Source organism: Streptomyces sp. P9-2B-2 (assembly GCF_030406865.1).
GTDB lineage: Bacteria > Actinomycetota > Actinomycetes > Streptomycetales > Streptomycetaceae > Streptomyces > Streptomyces platensis.
Window position 1 is genome coordinate 4,798,877 of the sequence record NZ_CP129126.1, and the last position, 16,541, is coordinate 4,815,417.

At 73.0% G+C, this 16,541-nt stretch carries 10 protein-coding genes, 3 tRNA genes and 5 pseudogenes; 13 read left to right on the forward strand and 5 right to left on the reverse strand.

Annotated features, from left to right (window positions below; genetic code table 11):
- Positions 1-31: 31 nt before the first annotated feature.
- Both QT196_RS20975 and QT196_RS20980 read right to left on the reverse strand, forming a co-directional pair.
- Positions 32-4,501, reverse strand: a complete 4,470-nt coding sequence (locus QT196_RS20975; RefSeq protein WP_290355423.1) for a PAS domain-containing protein — start codon at positions 4,499-4,501, stop codon at positions 32-34.
- Positions 4,502-4,694: 193 nt separating this feature from the next.
- Positions 4,695-5,021: pseudogene (locus QT196_RS20980) on the reverse strand (SSI family serine proteinase inhibitor); the annotation flags it as partial.
- 779 nt (positions 5,022-5,800) lie between these two features.
- Between QT196_RS20980 and QT196_RS20985 the strand changes: the two are divergent.
- The 8 genes and pseudogenes from QT196_RS20985 to QT196_RS21020 all read left to right on the forward strand — a co-directional run.
- Positions 5,801-5,891: transfer RNA gene (locus QT196_RS20985), tRNA-Ser, on the forward strand.
- A gap of 802 nt (positions 5,892-6,693) precedes the next feature.
- Positions 6,694-6,766: transfer RNA gene (locus tag QT196_RS20990), tRNA-Arg, on the forward strand.
- A gap of 310 nt (positions 6,767-7,076) precedes the next feature.
- A complete protein-coding gene (locus QT196_RS20995) occupies positions 7,077-7,241 on the forward strand; it encodes a hypothetical protein (RefSeq protein WP_168480545.1) in 165 nt (54 codons plus the stop codon).
- Between the two features lie 209 nt (positions 7,242-7,450).
- A complete protein-coding gene (locus tag QT196_RS21000; RefSeq protein ID WP_290356692.1) occupies positions 7,451-7,804 on the forward strand; it encodes a hypothetical protein in 354 nt (117 codons plus the stop codon).
- A gap of 44 nt (positions 7,805-7,848) precedes the next feature.
- Positions 7,849-8,478, forward strand: a pseudogene (locus QT196_RS21005) (caspase family protein); the annotation flags it as partial.
- A 306-nt stretch (positions 8,479-8,784) separates the two neighbouring features.
- Positions 8,785-8,970, forward strand: a pseudogene (locus QT196_RS21010) (hypothetical protein); the annotation flags it as partial.
- 36 nt (positions 8,971-9,006) lie between these two features.
- Positions 9,007-9,198, forward strand: a pseudogene (locus QT196_RS21015) (hypothetical protein); the annotation flags it as partial.
- Between the two features lie 90 nt (positions 9,199-9,288).
- Positions 9,289-9,483, forward strand: a pseudogene (locus QT196_RS21020) (hypothetical protein); the annotation flags it as partial.
- Between the two features lie 106 nt (positions 9,484-9,589).
- Here the strand turns inward: QT196_RS21020 and QT196_RS21025 are convergent.
- A complete protein-coding gene (locus tag QT196_RS21025; RefSeq protein WP_168480548.1) occupies positions 9,590-10,306 on the reverse strand; it encodes a hypothetical protein in 717 nt (238 codons plus the stop codon).
- Positions 10,307-10,430: 124 nt separating this feature from the next.
- Here QT196_RS21025 and QT196_RS21030 point away from each other — a divergent pair.
- A tRNA-Met gene (locus QT196_RS21030) sits at positions 10,431-10,504 on the forward strand.
- Between the two features lie 60 nt (positions 10,505-10,564).
- Here the strand turns inward: QT196_RS21030 and QT196_RS21035 are convergent.
- Positions 10,565-11,365, reverse strand: a complete 801-nt coding sequence (locus QT196_RS21035) for an NAD(P)H-dependent oxidoreductase (RefSeq protein ID WP_168480549.1) — start codon at positions 11,363-11,365, stop codon at positions 10,565-10,567.
- A 71-nt stretch (positions 11,366-11,436) separates the two neighbouring features.
- Here QT196_RS21035 and QT196_RS21040 point away from each other — a divergent pair, with 71 nt between their 5' ends.
- The 3 genes from QT196_RS21040 (at position 11,437) to QT196_RS21050 (ending at position 14,913) form a co-directional block, all read left to right on the forward strand.
- On the forward strand, positions 11,437-12,510 hold the full coding sequence (locus QT196_RS21040; protein ID WP_290355424.1) for a helix-turn-helix domain-containing protein: 1,074 nt from the start codon (positions 11,437-11,439) through the stop codon (positions 12,508-12,510).
- Positions 12,511-12,755: 245 nt separating this feature from the next.
- Positions 12,756-13,838: a DUF2797 domain-containing protein gene (locus QT196_RS21045; RefSeq protein WP_290355425.1), complete on the forward strand. Its 1,083-nt coding sequence runs from the start codon at positions 12,756-12,758 to the stop codon at positions 13,836-13,838.
- Between the two features lie 199 nt (positions 13,839-14,037).
- Positions 14,038-14,913: an amidohydrolase family protein gene (locus QT196_RS21050; RefSeq protein WP_168480550.1), complete on the forward strand. Its 876-nt coding sequence runs from the start codon at positions 14,038-14,040 to the stop codon at positions 14,911-14,913.
- Positions 14,914-14,944: 31 nt separating this feature from the next.
- On the opposite strand, the gene QT196_RS21055 is transcribed toward QT196_RS21050, so the two are convergent.
- Entirely contained in the window at positions 14,945-15,508 is a 564-nt protein-coding gene (locus QT196_RS21055) for an NADPH-dependent FMN reductase (RefSeq protein WP_290355426.1), read from the reverse strand.
- Between the two features lie 747 nt (positions 15,509-16,255).
- On the opposite strand from QT196_RS21055, the gene QT196_RS21060 reads away from it, so the two are divergent.
- Positions 16,256-16,378, forward strand: a complete 123-nt coding sequence (locus tag QT196_RS21060) for a hypothetical protein (protein WP_266738119.1) — start codon at positions 16,256-16,258, stop codon at positions 16,376-16,378.
- Positions 16,379-16,541 lie beyond the last annotated feature (163 nt).

Sequence of the window (16,541 nt, forward strand, 5' to 3'; positions counted from 1 at the left end):
TGGGGCCCGGTGGTCCGGGCCCCACCACGGGTCAGTTCGTGCCGATCTTGGCGAGCAGGTCGACGATCCGGCCCTGCACCTCGGCGCTCGTGGAGCGCTCCGCCAGGAAGAGCACCGTCTCCCCGGCCGCCAGTCGGGGCAGCTGCGCCGGGTCCATGTCGGCGGAGGTGTAGACGACCAGCGGCGTGTGGTCGAGCAGCCCGTTGGCGCGCAGCCAGTCGACGATGCCGGCCCGGCGGCGCCGCACCTGCATCAGATCCATCACGACCAGATTCGGCCGCATCTGCGACGCGAGGGTGACCGCGTCGGCATCCCCGCCGGCCCGGGCGACCTGCATCCCGCGCCGCTCCAGCGACGCGGTCAGGGCGCCCGCGATGTCGTCGTTCTGCTCGATCAGCAGCACCCGCGGCGGGTGCACGTCACTGTCGCGCGGGGCCAGCGCCTTGAGCAGCACGGCCGGGTCGGCACCGTACGCCGCCTCCCGGGTGGCCTGCCCCAGACCGGCGGTCACCAGAACGGGGACCTCGGCCGCGCCCGCCGCCTGACGCAGCGACTGAAGCGCGGTACGGGTGATCGGCCCGGTCAGCGGGTCGACGAAGAGCGCCGCCGGATACGCGGCGATCTGGGCGTCCACCTCCTCGCGGGAGTTGACGATCACCGGGCGGTAGCCGCGGTCGCTCAGCGCCTGCTGGGTGGCGACATCCGGCGCCGGCCAGACCAGCAGCCGGCGCGGATTGTCCAGTGGCTCCGGCGGCAACTCGTCGTCCATCGGCATCGGCTGCCGGTCCATCACCTCTATGGCGCCGTTCGGGCCGTCCAGCGGCTCGGGGCCCTCGCTGCCCTCATCGGGCGCGGAGATCGCAAAGGCCCGGCCCTCACTGGCATCCATCAGATGCGGCTGCGGCTGCGGCTGCGCCGGGGACTGCGGCCGGTCCGGGGCCTGCGGCTTGGGCTGCGGGGCACCGGGGTGCGCGGGCGCCTCGGCCGGCGTGGGCTCGGCGCCCGCCGCACGCCGGTCCTCCGGCGGCGCGGCGAGCTTACGGCGGCGGCCCGAACCGGCGGACGTACCGCCCGGCGGGGTGCTGCCGGGCGGCACCGGCGGGCGCTGCTGATCGGCGATCTGCTGGGCGAACGGCACCCCCTGACCGAGCGTCCGCACGCTGAACGCCCGCCCCTGGGAGTGCCCCGCGGCATGCCCGTCGTCCTCGGCGGCCGGCGGCAGCGGCTGCCGGTGCGCCGCCGCGGCGGGCGCGCCCTGCGGCGGCACGGGCGGCGGGCCCGCAGCCTCCTCGGCAGGGCTGGGACGGCCCCGCCGACGGCCGGTAGGGGCCTGCGGGGCCTGCGGGCTCTGAGGTTCCTGAGGCGCCACGGGAGCGGGGGACGGCTGCGGTGCGGCGGGCGCCTGGGCCGGACCGGCCTCCGGCGCGGGGGCGATACCGGGCGCCGTGCCACCGGCCGTACCCGTCGCCTCGGCGGGCTCGCTGGGCTCCGTGGGCTGCGCCACGAGCCCCTCCGGGCCCGCGACAAAGGTGCCGGACGACTCGGCGTCGGCCATCGCGGCCGCCGCACGCTCCTCGGCCGCGGCCCGCCGGGCCCGCCGTCTGCCGGTCGGCTCGCCGTCCCACTCGCCTTGCGGCGCACCGGAGCTGACGGCCCCTTCGAGCTCGTGGCCGTGCGGTGCGCCGGGCATGGACGCGTTCGGGCCGCCGGGCAGCGCGGCGTTCGGACCGCCCGGCACCGACGCCTCCGGACCGCCGGGAACCGCCGTCTCCGGGCCCCCGGCCACCGGCCGACGCGCCCTGCGGCGTCCCGTACCGGCGGCCTCCTGCGGACCGGCCGACTGCGCGGGCACCTGGTCGGCGGGCGCGGGCAGCGCCGGCACCGACGACTCTGGGGTCCGGTCCGCGGCTGCGGGCGGCAGCGCGAAGGCGGTACGCGCACCCGTCTGCTGCTGCGCCCCGGAGGCCGCGGCTGCCCCGTTCCGCTCACCCGGGGCGGTCCGCTCGGGTGCCTCGGCCAGCGCCCGGCGCGCCCGTCGGCCACCCGCCTGGACGGGCGCGAGCCCCTGGGGACCCGGGGGCGGTGTCTGGCCGGGGCCCGTGGCCTGCCCCGGAACATGCGGCCGGCCCGGCGCCGGAGTCTGCCCCGGAGCCGGGCTCTGACCTGGAATCTGCGGGCTCGTCCGCCGGGGCGCCGAGGCGGAGGCCGGCACCGGCGACGCCCCGTTGGCCGACGGCGCCGCGGGCCCTTGCGGACCGGCGGCCGGTCCCTGGCCCTGCGGTGTCCGGCCCTGCGGCGCTTGGCCCTGCGGTCCCGTCGCGGGCCCGTGCGGCCGCTCCGGAGCCGGGCTCGCCCCAGGGGGAAGCGCGGGCAGTCCGCCGCCCTCCGTAGCGCCCTGCCGGGCCCGGCGCCGTCCTGTCGGCGGTACGGCCTCGGCCCCCGCCATACCGGGCGGCAGCCCCCGGCCGTCCGTGACGGGGCCACCCTGGGCCCCCTGCGCGGCGTCACCCTGCCCGGGACGAGCCCCCGGACCGCCGTCCACCGCTCCCGGCCCGGTGGCACCCTGTGCACCATCGGACACGACACCACGCGGCACACCGGCCTGCTGCACCCCGGCTTCCTGGCCGCCGGGAAGCGCGCCCTGCTCCGTACCCGAGTGCCGCGCCCGCCGACGACCGGTCGGCTGCGCCCCGCCCGTCTGCTCCGGCACCGCCAGGCCGGTCCCGGCACCACCGCCACCGAGCGGCGCACCGGACCCGCCGGAACCGCCCGGCCCGCCGTCACCCCCGGACGGCCCCTCGCCGCCCTCGTGTCCTTCGTCGTCCGGCCCCTGGCCGCCGCCGGCCGCGCCCGTGTCCGCCGCGTTGCCCTGGGTGCCGCGCGCACGGGCCGCCGGTACCGGCATCACCGTCGTCTCGTTGCCGGTCGGCGCGTCCGCCCCGGCCGTCGCACCGTCCTCGGACGTGCTGTCCGGGGACACGCCGTCCCCCGCCACCGGGAGCTCCAGCACATACGCGCTGCCGCCCGCACCGGGCCCGCCACCGGGCACCTCGTGCGTCTGCATCAGCCCGCCGTGCTGCCGCACGATGCCGCGGACGATCGGCTCATGGACCGGATCGCCGCCATTGAACGGGCCGCGCACCTCGATCCGTACGACATCACCGCGCTTGGCCGCCGCCACCACGATCGTCGAATCGCCCGGGACCGGCCCCGAGCGCCCGCCCAGGGCGGCCTCACCGGCCGGCATCCGGCCCGTCGAGTCGACCCCCGCGACATCCGCGATCAGATGCGACAGCGCCTGCGCGATCCGCTCCGCGTCGACCGTCGCCTCTATCGGCGGCGCATGCACCGCGAACTGCGCCCGGCCCGGACCGATCAGCTCGATCGCGCCCTCCACACCGGCCGCGACCACACCGTCCAGCGAAACCTTCGTGCGGTTGAGCTTCTCCTTGCCGGAGTCCAGCCGCTGATAGCTCAGAACGTTGTCCACCAGCGTCGTCATCCGGGCATGGCCCGCCGCGAGATGGTGCAGGATCTGGTTCGCCTCGGGCCAGAGCTGGCCCGCCGGGTCCGACGCGAGCGTGCCCAGCTCGCCCTTCAGCTCCTCCAGCGGCCCGCGCAGCGCCTGGTCGAGCACCGCCAGCAGCTGGGTGTGCCGGGCCGCCAGCGAGTCGAACGCCCGGCGGTCGGTGAAGGTCATCACCGCGCCGACGAGCTGATCGCCGTCCCGCACCGGCGCCGTCGTCAGATCGACGGATACCGCCCGGCCGTCCTTCGCCCACAGCGCCTGCCCACGCACCCGGTGCTTGCGCCCCGACTTGAGCGTGTCGGCCAGCGGGGTGTCCTCCCACGGCAGCGCCGAACCGTCCGCCCGCGAGTGATGAATGAGCGGATGCAGCTCCTTGCCGCCCAGCTCACTCGCCCGGTAGCCGAGGATCTGCGCCGCGGACGGATTGACGAGCACGACCTTGCCGTCGGCGTCGACCCCGACCACACCCTCGGCCGCGGCCCGCAGAATCATCTCGGTCTGCCGCTGCTGACGGGCCAGCTCGGTCTCGGTGTCCAGCGTCCCGGTCAGGTCACGGACGACGAGCATCAGCAGCTCATTGCCCGTATAGCCGTTCCGGTGATCGGCGTACGCGGCCTCGAAGGCCGACTCGTACGGCGTCCGGCCGTCCTCCAGATTGGCGCTGGTCACCTCGACCAGCAGCTCGGTCCCGTCCGTCCGCCGCGCGACCATCCGCGTCGGCTTCGTCCGGGTCCGCTCCTCCTCCTCGTCCAGGCGCCGCATGGACCCCGGGATGCGCTTGGAGTCGAAGGACGGCAGCAGATCGAGCAGCCCGCGCCCCACCAGGGCCGTGCCCGGCGCCTCGAAGGTCTCCAGCGCGATGGTGTTGGCGTTGACGACGGTGCCGTTGCAGTTGACGAGCAACAGCGCGTCGGGGAGGGCGTCGAGTATGGCTGCGAGGCGAGCAGCGCCTCGGGATGGCCTGCTGCTCACGACGACGCTTCCTCCCTGTTACCGCACCTTGCCGACCCACCGTGGCGGGTCGCTGGGATGGAGTCTACGGGCACTTGCCCGGGACGCGGAGGCGGATGACGAGGAGGTAATGCCACGGCCGTGTGCGACTCACCGCACGCCCGACATGTGCCCCATCGTCCTGACCTGGCCCGCTACTAGGGCATGAACCGGGTCATGAACTGGTCGACGGGAGCAGGGGTTCGAAGCTGCTCCAGCGGCTGATCTCACACCCATTGGTGCGCCGGAAATCCGCGTTGACGGGCCGCCCCGCCCAGGTCCCGGTGATATGCGCGGTCGCCGGCCCGCCGTAAATCATCGTGCAGTTCGCCCCCTGCGGCACCGGCGCAAACGGATCCCGCCCCCACCGCGTCATCCCATCCAACTTCTTGCACGCCGCCTTGGCGTGCGGATGGTTGCCCCGCGCGGGATGGCAATACAGCTCGAACGTCCCATCCGTCCGCCCCGACCCGGACCCCCGGACGGTGACGGTGAGGTGGTCCACGGAGGCGGGGGCGGGGACGGAGGGGGTGGAGAGGTTGAGGGCGGGGGTGTCCTTGTCGGCGGGGGTGCGGTGGCCGGTGGGGGTGAGGCGGTCGGCTGAGGTGAGGCGGTCGGCCGGGAGGTCGTGGTTGGACGGGCGGTGCTGCTTCGCGGTCGAGGCGGGGTGGCCTGCTGGGCTGTGGCGGTCGGCCGGGCTGTGCTGGTCTCCGGCCGAGGTGTGGTGGCTGGCCGGGCCGCGGTGGTCGGCCGAGGCGGCGTGGCTGGCCGGGCGGCGCTGATCCCCGTCGACGGTGTGGTGATCGGCACCGTCTGGCAGGCCGCCCTGTCTGCCGGACGGGGCGTGGTGGCCGGCGCCGGTGATGCCGTCCACGGTCCGGTAGTGGGGCAGCGGGATCGGGGCGGCCGACGCGGCGGGCGCCGCCAGGGCCAGCGCGGTGGCGGCGGAGACGACGGACACGGCGGCGGAGAGCACGGCTGTGGCGGTGGCGGCACTGGTGGCCGCGGCGAAGAGGGACGACGTCCGGCGGTACGGCATCACAGGCTCCAGAGAGGCGAGTGCGGGGCGGTACGCGGTACGTACACGCCGGGGGCGCACGACAACGCGCGTCGTCGCGGCCCCGACACCTCTAACGCGCTGCCGCCCCCGACGTTGCGCTGCAAAAACGTCTTTGCCGGGTGGCCCACGCGCCTAGTACCGTAGGGGGCGATTGGTGACAGCCCTTGGAGCTGTGCCATCATCTGGACACACCACAGCGTGCATGCGCGCGTGGGGTGTGTGGAGGCGTCGCCTAGTCCGGTCTATGGCGCCGCACTGCTAATGCGGTTTGGGGCTTACCCCCCATCGAGGGTTCAAATCCCTCCGCCTCCGCTCCTCTTCGTCCAGGCCCCGATCTCCCAAGATCGGGGCCTGAACGCGTTTTGGGACGTTTCAGGGCGCGGGCCGAGCTCGGCCGGCCGGGTCGACCTGGTCGGCCGGGCATGGCTGCGTGGTGGCTACGGGTGAGGTGGGGCGGGCCCGGGACCGGATCTCCCCTACGGGAGTCCCCGGCTTCCTCGCTACCTCGCTTCCTGGCTGCCTCGTCGGTCGCTGGGGCGACGGCGGGGTCGGGCGGCTGGGTGGCCTAGTAGTGCAGGTCTGGGGGGAGTGCGGGGCCTGAAGGCGGCCCGGCGGCGGGAGCCCCGCCGGGGAGCGGCCGAGGTCCTCGGTGACCGGCGGCGCGGGCGGGCTACCGGCCCCCACCTCGTCCGGGAGGCCACCGCCCTACCCACCACCCCGGAACCCTCAGACATCCGACCCCGGAAGTGGCCCCCGTCACACTCAAGACCCTCCCCGCGGAAATCCGCGAGGCCACCGTCTCCGCCGTCCCGCGCCCAGACTTCAGGCGCCGCCCCCTCCGCGTCTTCCACGCCGACCCGGCCCGCCGCCCCCAGGCCACTTCCGGCAATACGAAGGCCGATGCCCCCGGATCACTGCGAAGACCACTACACCCGCCCGAACTTCGTCCGGATCATCGAGGACTCCCCCTGGCCCGAGTAACTCCCCAACCCCCACCACAAGGGCGTTTCCGCAGGTCAGAGGGGTTGCGGGCAATGGATTTCGCCTCACGCCGCAGGTCATGTAATGTTGTTCCCGCAACGCCGACCGGCAAGAAAAACCGCCGGAAAGCCAAGCGCTCGTAGCTTAACGGATAGAGCATCTGACTACGGATCAGAAGGTTGCAGGTTCGAATCCTGCCGAGCGCACAGCAGTCAAAGCCCCCGCCGGGTAATCCGGACGGGGGCTTTGTCGTGCCGTACAGCCGCGAAGTACAGCAACCGGGTCAGCCGGCGCCCCCCATCACTTCGGACAGCGGGCTGAGTAGTGCTGAGCGCACCCTCCGATGAGTCGAGAGCCGCATGACTTGGGACTACCGCTGGGCCGAAACCTCCGCCCATTACCCGGATGTGGACGTTGAATGGGAGGAAGAGGCGCAAGCAGGGGAGCCGGTCCAGTAGGCGGCCGCCTCCGGGCTGTCTGAGGCCGCTCACGGGAGCGGCTGATGTGGAGGGGCTCGTGCAGGACTGGGACGACGACGCTGAGTATCACGCGGCGGTTGGGCGTTCGTGGGTCATGGTGGCCATTGCGGTGATGTGCGTTCTGGCCCTGGTCGGTGTCGCGCTCGTTGGCTTGCTCGGTGTCTTCGGCGTTTCTGAGGTGTTGTCGATCGTTTCCGGCTGACATCAACGGCGGTGAACCGCAGAGGGCCTGAGCGGCTCGTGAAGGTGCCGGTACGCCTGTGCACGCCACCATCCCGCCGCCCGCCTTGGCGGGGAAGAGCGGGGAAAACCCCGTCGGGGTAGACGGTGCGCTTCTAAGGTGGGGGCCTGGGAGTGGTGGCGGTGGAAGGGGCTGGGTGGGTGGAGGTCAGGCTGTCGGTCGGGGGTGGGGTGGGGGATGCCGAGGGGGCGGTGTCGTTGTATCGGTGGTTGGTGGCTGAGCCTGAGTTGCGGGGGCAGGTGAGGGCTTCGCTTGGGGTGGGGGAGTCGGAACCGGGGCATATGGGCGGGGGGTTGGATCTCGTCAATGTCGTGGTTGCCAACAGCATTGCTCTGGGCAGTCTGATCACCGCTGTGGCCACCTGGCGGGGCTCGCGGCCGCGGCCGCCGCAGGTCCGGCTGGAGCGGGATGGTGTGGTGGTGACGCTGCGTGACAGCTCTCCCGAGGCGGTCGAGCGGATTCTGCGGGTCTGGAATGAGGGCGGTGCGTCCGCTCCGGTGGCGGCGGACGGAGACGGCGAGTAGCCGTGGCCGTCTTGTCGGACCCGGGCCGCTCGGAGGCCGTATTGGTGGGCATCCATGACTACGTCAACCTGGAGAAGCTGCCCGCGGTCGCCCGGAATCTGGCGGGGCTGCGGGAGGCGCTGACCGATCCCGCGGTGTGGGGGCTGCCCGCCGAGGCCTGCACGGTGCTCTCGCAGCCCGGCAGTGCCGGGCAGGTGCTGGACACGGTGCGGGACCGGGCCCGTAAGGCACAAGACACGCTGGTCATCTACTACGCCGGGCACGGGCTCACGGATCCGCACACCGACGAGCTCTTTCTCGCCCTGCCAGACTCGGACCGCGAACGCGAGTACACGTCGCTGCGGTACGAGTATCTGCGGCGGGCGGTGCTGGATCCGCAGGCAAGTGCCCAGCGGACCGTGGTGATCCTCGACTGTTGTTACAGCGGACGTGCGCTGCTCGGGCGGATGAGTGCCAGTGCGCACATCGCGGACCAGGCCGTTGTCGAGGGGACTTGCCTGCTGACGGCCTCCGCGGAGACCCGGCCCGCGCTGTCGCCGCCCGGGGAGACCTATACGGCGTTCACCGGTGAGCTGATCGCGACGCTGACCGAGGGCATTCCGGAGCGGCCCGATCCGATCGACATGGACACCCTCTACCGGCATCTTCGCGTGAGGCTGGCGAGCAGGTCCCGGCCGGTGCCGCAGCAGCGCAATCGCAATACCGGTGGGCGGATCGCGATCGCGCGCAACCGGGCCGTATCGGAGGGGGTCGGATCGGACGGGGCTGCGCCGTACGGGGGCGTGTCCGATCCGGCGAGCCTCGCCGACCGGCAGAGCGAAGCCGAGCGGCGGCTCGCGGAGATGGAGCGGCGTGCGGAGCTGTTGCGTCTGGAGAGCGAGGTGCTGCGGCAGGAGGCGGAGCGGCGGGCTCTTCAGACGGTGGAGAGTGCGCAGCGGCTGGCGAATGCGTTGGCCGCCTCCCCGGACCGGGGTGTCCAGCCGTTCTGGTTCGCCGTGCCGGCCACCCGTCCGCTCATGGGGCAGGACGGTTCGCTGGAGCCGGTGGGGGAGTTGGTGCCGGGTACCTGGTACCTCGCCGTCGAGCAGCGGGGCAAGGCGCTCGTCGTGCAGACCGAGGACGGTCGGCGGGGGTTGCTCCTCGACGCGGATGGCATCGAGCGTGGGTACTACGTGGACCACGGGGTGGCTGAGGATCCGGGCTTCGAGCCGTTTTGGTTTGCGGTTCCGGCTGCCCGCGCGATGTTGAGCGAGGACGGTTCGCCGGAGCCGGTGGGGGAGTTGGTGCCGGGCACCTGGTACCTCGCCGTCGGGCAGAGGGACGGGGCGCTCGTCGCGCGGACTGAGTACGGTCGCCGGGGGCTGCTGCGCGATACGGACGGCATCCAGCGCGGGGGCAGTGACGTGGCGGAGAGCCATGCCCGGCAGACGCTGCGCAAGGCCGAGCGTATGGCCGGTGCCGTGGTGGCCGACCCGGAGCCGGGCTTCCAGCCGTTCTGGTTCGCCGTCCCGGCTGCCCGCGAGGTGCTGAGCGAGGACGGTTCGCTGGAGCCGGTGGGGGAGTTGGCGCCGGGTACGTGGTACCTCGCCGTCGAGCAGCGGGGGCCGGCGCTGCTCGCGCAGTGCTCGGACGGCCGCCGGGGGTTGTTGCTCGATACGGATGGGATTGAGCGGGGGTGAGGGGCGGGGCTGGCCGGGCCTTGCTCGCTGGGGTGTGGCGGCCGGTTGCGGGGCGGGCGGGCGGCGGCAGGGCTGTGTCGGTCATGCGCCGTGCGTGTGTACGTCCTCAGGCGGTGACGTCCAAGACCGCGGCCAGGTGACGGCGGACGTGCTGGGCCGTTTGGTGGGCGTCGCGGTTGGTGACCTCCACGGTGAGGACGTTCCAGGGGGTGGTGGCCAGTAGGCGGCTGGTCAGGGTGGCCTCGTGGTGGAGGTGGGTGGCGGCTGAGGGGAGGTCGTGGACGGCGGAGCGGGTGCCGGGGGAGGTGGCGAGCTTGGTGATGTACCAGGTCGCCCAGGCGGGGCCCTCGCGGTCTACGGCGCGGCGGAGTGCGGTTGCGGGGTCGTCGTGGAGGTAGATGACCGTCACCCGGGCCGGTTCGACGGCGGTGGCCAATTCCCGTAGGACGTCGGCGATGGTGGGCTCGTCATGGCCCCAGGCCACCAGGGACGGGATGAACGGGAGCAGGGCGTCGGTGACCAGGACGTCGGTGCCGGCGGTGCGGGACTCGGTGACGTAGGCGCGGGTGGCGGCCACCAGGGTCTCGGGGTGGACGCTGTGGGCGCCGTCGGCGAATTCCTCGGCCACGGGGCGGAAGGCGGGACGGGTGAGGATGTCGGCCTCTTCGAAGTGGTCGACGGTGGCGCCGGTGGTCCTTATCCAGTCGGCCAGGGTGCGGCAGAGGGTGGATTTGCCGACCCCGGGGCTGTTGCCGGCGACGGCGATCAGGTGGGTGGGGCGTGCGGGGCGGTCGGGGGCTGTGGGGTGGTGGGTGGGTGTCATGGGGGGAGTTTTTCAAAGGGAGATTCAACGGGGGTGCGCTTGGCGGTAGTTGGGTGTGGGCGGGGTGGTGGTCGGAAAGCGATTAGGTATTGGCGGGGGAGTCGCGTAGTGTTCATTTCACCGACGCGGGGTGGAGCAGCTCGGTAGCTCGCTGGGCTCATAACCCAGAGGTCGCAGGTTCAAATCCTGTCCCCGCTACTGACGCCGCAGGCCTGGTGGATTCATTCCACCGGGCCTGCGGCTTTTTGTGCGTGTGGTTCATCCGTGGACCGGTGGCGGCGGGGCCGTGTAGTGGACGGCCGGGCCGGTGCGGGGCGGGGGCAGCCGGGCCAGGCCGGGGTGGAGCAGGAGCTCGTCGTCGTAGTCGCCGCTGTTCTGGTGGCGGAACGGGAGCGGCTCGGTGGTGGGAAGTGTGCGCAGGCGCTCCCGCAGGCGGGTGGCGGCGGTCGCGTAGGCGGTCGGGGTGGTGCGGTCCGCGCCGGGGATCAGAAGGGGCGGGACGACGGACATCCCCGTGTACCAGAGGGTGCCGTGCTGGAGGGGGAAGAGGAGATCGTTGAGGTCTCCGTTGACGCCGCGCGGGCCGAGGGTGGCGGCGCGGGCGCCGGCGGTGGTGATGACCATGGCCCGTTTGCCGGTGAGTTTGCCGTCGCCGTAACGCTGGGGGCGGCCGGTGGCCGGGTCGGTGAGGCCGAAGGCGAAGCCCTTGACGAAGACGCGGTCGAACCAGCCCTTGAGGATGGCCGGCATTCCGTACCACCAGAGGGGGAACTGGACGATCAAGGTGTCGGCCCAGTCGAGCTTGTCCTGTTCGGCGCGGATGTCGGGGGCCAAGTGGCCGTCCGTGTAGGCGCGTTCCGAGGCCGCGCCGATGAGTAGGCGGTCGGCCGGGTCGTGGCCGTAGTCGGCGGCGTCGACCACCGGGTTCCACTTCATGGCGTAGAGGTCGGAGACGTGGTGCTGGTGGCCCTGGGCGTCGAGGGCGCGGAGGCCCTCGTCCCTCAGGGCGCCGCTCAGGGAGCGCTGGTCGGGGTGGGCGAACAGCCAGAGGACCTTCATGTCCTCCACCCTCCGCGGGAGCGGGGCGCCGGACGAGTGGCCCGATGGCCATAGTGTGCAAGGATCGGGCCATGGGTGTAGTGGAGAGCGGAAGTGGTAGCGGGGGCAGTGGTGGGGCCGGGGCGGTGCGGGCCGTTCCGGGGAGCGGGCGGCGGCATCGGGTGGCGGTGCTGGTGCGGGACGGGATGCTGCCGATCGAGGTGGGCATCGTGCACCGGATCTTCGGGGAGGCCCGGTCGGCGGCCGGGGAGCGGCTGTACGAGCTGGTGACCTGCGCGTTGGAGCCCGGTGAGGTGCGGACGGACACGGATTTCACGGTGAATGTCGCGCACGGGCCGGAGGCGCTGGCGGAGGCCGACACCGTGGTCGTACCGGCGTCCGGGATGGACTACGACCTGGGGGCGGAGCGGAGCGCCGGGCGGCTGAGTCCGGCGATGGCCGACGCGCTGGGCCGGATCCGGCCCGGGGCCCGGATCGCGTCGATCTGCACGGGCGCGTTCGTGCTGGCCGCGGCCGGGCTGCTGGACGGGCGGCGGGCGACCACCCACTGGCGGTCGGTGGAGCACTTCCGCCGGTTGTTCCCGGCCGTCGAGCTGGACGCGGAGGTGCTGTACACGGACGAGGGCGAGGTGCTGACGGCGGCCGGGGTCGCCTCCGGGATCGATCTGTGTCTGCACATGGTCCGGTGTGATCACGGGGCGGCGGTGGCCAACGATGTGGCGCGTCGGACGGTCGTGCCGCCACACCGGGAGGGCGGGCAGGCGCAGTACATCCGGCGGCCGATGCCGGAGCCGCAGATCTCGTCCACCGGGGTGGCGCGGACCTGGGCGCTGGAGCACCTGGACCGGCCGCTGAGCCTGCGGGAGCTGGCGGCGCGGGAGTCGATGAGCGTACGGACCTTCACCCGGCGGTTCCGGGAGGAGGTCGGCATCTCGCCGCTCCAGTGGCTGACGCAGCAACGGATCGAGCGGGCACGGCAGTTGCTGGAGGAGACCGAGCTGACGGTGGACCGGATCGCGGCCGAGGCGGGCTTCGGGACGGCGTCCTCGCTGCGGCAGCATCTCCAGTCGGCGCTGGGGGTGTCGCCGCGGGCGTATCGGAGCACGTTTCGGGGGCCGGGGAGTGGGGGCGGGCTGGTGGCTTGAGGGGGAGGCGGTGGGGTGAGGGAGCGGGGTGAGGGAGTGGGCGGCCTGAGGGGAGTCGGTGGCTGAGGGGCAGGTGAGGGGCGCGGGGCCGGGTGGGAGCCGGCCGCGTGTGAGGGTGCGGGCCGGGGCCGGGCCAGGTGGGTGCGGGGGCGTGCGTGAGGGTGCAGGTTGCGGGGCGGGCGTGCGGGGGCCGGGGGCGGCGGCGGGCGGGTGGCGTTGTCAGTGGGTGGTCGTACGCTGGCGGTGTGTGGCGATGTACGGGACCGCGCTGGTCGGGCGGCGGGCCGGGGCCGGTGGGGCGGTTCGGGCAGCGGCTCGGCTGGTATTGCGCCGAGCGGGGCGAGGCGCGGGTGAGCCTGCTCCCCGCGGGCAAGCGGCTGGCCTTCGCCGCGCGGGGCGAGCGGCTGTGTCTGGGGGTGTGGCGGGCCGGCCGCTGGATCGTGTGCCCGTATGGGGCGGTGCTCGACGGGGCGAGTGCCAGGGATCAGTGTGCGCGGTGCGCCCAGTTGGACCGGTCGCGTTCGGTGGCCGCGGACACCATGGCCGACGATCCGCGGCCGTACGGCGTCTATCTCGCGTACTTCGGTCCCGGGCTGCTCAAGGTGGGGATCACGGCCGCCGAGCGCGGACCCGCCCGGCTGGTGGAGCAGGGGGCGGTGGCGTACGCATGGCTGGGGCGGGGGCCGTTGATGGCGGCGCGGCGGGCGGAGGCGCTGCTGGGGAGTGCGCTGGCGGTGCCCGACCGGTTCACGAAGGCGGCCAAGCGGGCCGCGCGCGGGGCGCTGCCCCCGGTATCGGAGCGGGCCGCCGAGCTGGCTCAACTGCACCACGCGGCACGGGAGTTGGCGGGCTGGCCGGAGACGCTGGAGCCGGTGGAATTCGCCTTTGCTGACCATTCGGACCTGTTCGGCCTCGACCGGATTCCGGGTGAGGTGGCGGAGCTGGGCGGGATGACGGCCGGGGCGGAGATCGTGGGGGAGGTGCTGACGGGGGTGGGGGCTGATGTGTATCTGCGGTTGGCGGGGGAGGGGGGCGTGGTCGGGGTCGGGGTCGGGGAGAGGGGCGGAGTCGGGGGTGAGGGCGGGGACGCCCACGGGGGCGGGGAGCAGACGGGGGCCGGTGGGTTCGGTGGGGGTGCGGGTCCGGGTGCAGGTGCAGGTGCAGGTGTTGAGGCGGGTGTGGTTGCGGTGATGGATGCGCGGCTGTTGTCCGGGTGGGTCCTGGGGGCTGCTGCGGGGCGGGTGACGACGGTGCCGGTGCGGGCCTCGGGACGCGGGGCGGGAGAACGGGAGCGGGAGGGGGCGAGGGGGCAGGAGGGGTTGTTCTGAGGGGGTGGGGGCGTTTAGATGCTGCGTGCAGGTAGATGCGCAGAGGGATGCGTGCAGGCAGATGTGTGCAGGCAGATGTGCGCGGTGGGTGCAGGCTGGTGGTTCGGCGGGCCACGGGGCCGTGCCGTGCCGGTCGGGGCCGTAGGCGAGGCCGTAGGGGCGAGTCCGTAGTGGGTCGCCCGTAAGGGAGGGGCCCGGTGTGGCGGACGGGGATGAGCGGGTTGGCGCGTTCTGGCGGGAGTTGGGGCTGCCGGGGCTGATCGATGTGCATACGCACTTCATGCCCGAGCGGGTGATGGCGAAGGTCTGGGCGTACTTCGACGCGGCCGGGCCGCTGGTGGGGCGGGCGTGGCCGATCACGTACCGGTTCGAGGAGGACGAGCGGCTGGCGGTGCTGCGCGGCTTCGGCGTACGCGCCTTCACGTCGATGATCTATCCGCACAAGCCGGGGATGGCGCGGTGGCTGAACGGCTGGGCGGCCGACTTCGCGTCCCGTACGCCGGACTGTCTGCGGACCGCGACATTCTTCCCGGAGGACGGGGCCGCGAAGTATGTGCGCGCCGAACTGGCCGACGGGGCACGGGTTTTCAAGGCGCATGTGCAGGTGGGCGGGTACGACCCGGCCGATGTGCTGCTCGACCCGGTGTGGGGAGCCCTCGCGGAGGCCGGGGTGCCGGTCGTCATCCACTGCGGCTCGGGCCCGGCGCCGGGCAAGCACACCGGGCCGGAACCGATCGCACGGCTGCTGGCCCGCCACCCCCGGCTGCGGCTGATCATCGCGCACATGGGGATGCCGGAGTACAACGACTTCCTTGACCTCGCGCAGCGCTATCCGGGCGTGCATCTCGATACGACCATGGCGTTCACGGACTTCGCGGAGCGGATCGCGCCGTTCCCACGGGCGGAACGCGGCCGGCTCAGGGATCTCGGCGAACGGGTGCTGTTCGGCAGCGACTTCCCCAACATCCCCTACGGGTACGCACATGCGCTGGAGGTGCTCACCGGGCTGGAGCTCGGGGAGGACTGGCTGCGCGGGGTCTGTTACGGGAACGCGGCGCGGTTGTTCGGCGTCTGAGCGCGCCCGAGGGCGGTGCGGGCCGCCGCCTTCAGGGTGTGGTGAGCGGGGCGGCGGCTGCGGCGGCCGCCGCAGCTTCGGCCAGCTGAGCCATGGTCATGCCCAGATCGGTGAGGGTGGCCTCGTCCTTCACCCGCTCCGTAGTGGGGTCGACCTTCGGTCCGATGGCGGGGATTTCGCGGCAGGCCGCCGTCACGACCTCGCCGGACATCATGCGCAGGACCTCGCGTAGTTGGGCGTTGGCGTGGTCGCCGCCGGTGGGGAACGGCGAGGCGGTGATCACCGCGACCGGTTTGCCGACGCATTCACCGCTGCTGACCAGCCAGTCGAGGGCGTTCTTGAGGACGCCCGGGACTCCGTGCGCGTATTCGGGGCTGACGACGAGCAGGGCGTCGGCGGCCGCTGCGGCGGTGCGCAGGGCGGCGACCGGGGCCGGGGGGATGGCGCCCTCGCCGTCCAGGTCGGGGTTGAAGTGCGGGAGCGCGCCGATGTCCGCGGTGGCGGCCGGACCGTCCCAGAAGGTGAGCGCGGAGCGCAGCACCGCCCCATTGGAGGAGCGCGCACGCAGACTGCCGGAGAGGGCGAGGAGTCTCATGCCGGTGACGGTACGCGCCCGGGGTGGAGGGGGCGGGAGAGATGGGTGAGACGGCGGTCCGGAGCGGGTGGGGAGAGGCCGGGGAGGGGCTCGCGGGGAGCCGTCCGCCGGGTCGGTGCGGGAGTCGGCCGCGCGGTCTGGGGCAGGGAAAGTGCTGGTCAGGGTGATTGTCAGTGGCAGGTGCGATGCTTAAGAAGTGGTGATCGACCTGGACCGCGCGGGGGGCGGCCCAGGTCGGTTACGGCCGTCGGGCGCGGCGGCGGTCCGGCTCCGACGGCGGTGAAGTAGGGGACGGGGGCGGCCGGTTCGGGGGGTCCGGGCGCTGGAGGGCTGCCGTTGGCAGCAGATGGCCGACGGCTATGCCGACCCCGGCCGAGCGAGTTCCGTCGGCGTCACCCTCATTTCCTTGACCGAGCCTCACCGAGGAATTCATCTCTCCACCGAATTCCTCGGTGGCGTCATTCTCGCCGCACCGGACAGGCGCAGTGAAAACAGGCGAAGGCTGAATTGAAGTGAGCTTCAAGAAGTTCACCCAGCCACCCCACGCGCTCACGCAGCCGCTCCGGAAGCCGCTGCCGAGGCCGAAGAAGGACCCCAAGAGGCCCTGGACGGCGCCCGATCGAGCATGCGGCCCTTGGGGTATGCACAGGCTCCGCTGATCCCACTCACAGAAACCCCTCCTAATGTTTTCCACGTCGAAGTCGAAAGGCGCGACATCGGAAAAGAAACAACTGAAAGAGAATCGCCATGAGCATCCGCAAGGTCCTTCCGGTCAAGCCCGCCTGCAAGCCCGAGGGGAAGAGGAACCGGCACCACCACCCGAAGCCGGCGCACAAGAAGCACCAGCGCCGTCGCCCGATCGGTTTCTGAGCCACAGACCGGAGGCGGGCCCGTGGCACTGTGCCGCGGGCCCGCTTCGGCCATGTCCGAGCCCGGCACGCCCCCGGCAGCCGGACGATGCCAGAGCGGAAGAGACAGCGACCGTGACCTCGACAGTGCCCTCGGTGCCCCCCGCACGCACAGCGCCCACAGC

What these genes read in the sequence shown, in the direction of transcription:
- QT196_RS21025 (WP_168480548.1), bottom strand. Translation starts at nt 10,306, where the DNA reads ATGACACCCACCCACCACCCCACAGCCCCCGACCGCCCCGCACGCCCC.
- QT196_RS21035 (WP_168480549.1), bottom strand. Translation starts at nt 11,365, where the DNA reads ATGAAGGTCCTCTGGCTGTTCGCCCACCCCGACCAGCGCTCCCTGAGC.
- QT196_RS21040 (WP_290355424.1), top strand. Translation starts at nt 11,437, where the DNA reads ATGGGTGTAGTGGAGAGCGGAAGTGGTAGCGGGGGCAGTGGTGGGGCC.
- QT196_RS21055 (WP_290355426.1), bottom strand. Translation starts at nt 15,508, where the DNA reads ATGAGACTCCTCGCCCTCTCCGGCAGTCTGCGTGCGCGCTCCTCCAAT.
- QT196_RS21060 (WP_266738119.1), top strand. Translation starts at nt 16,256, where the DNA reads ATGAGCATCCGCAAGGTCCTTCCGGTCAAGCCCGCCTGCAAGCCCGAG.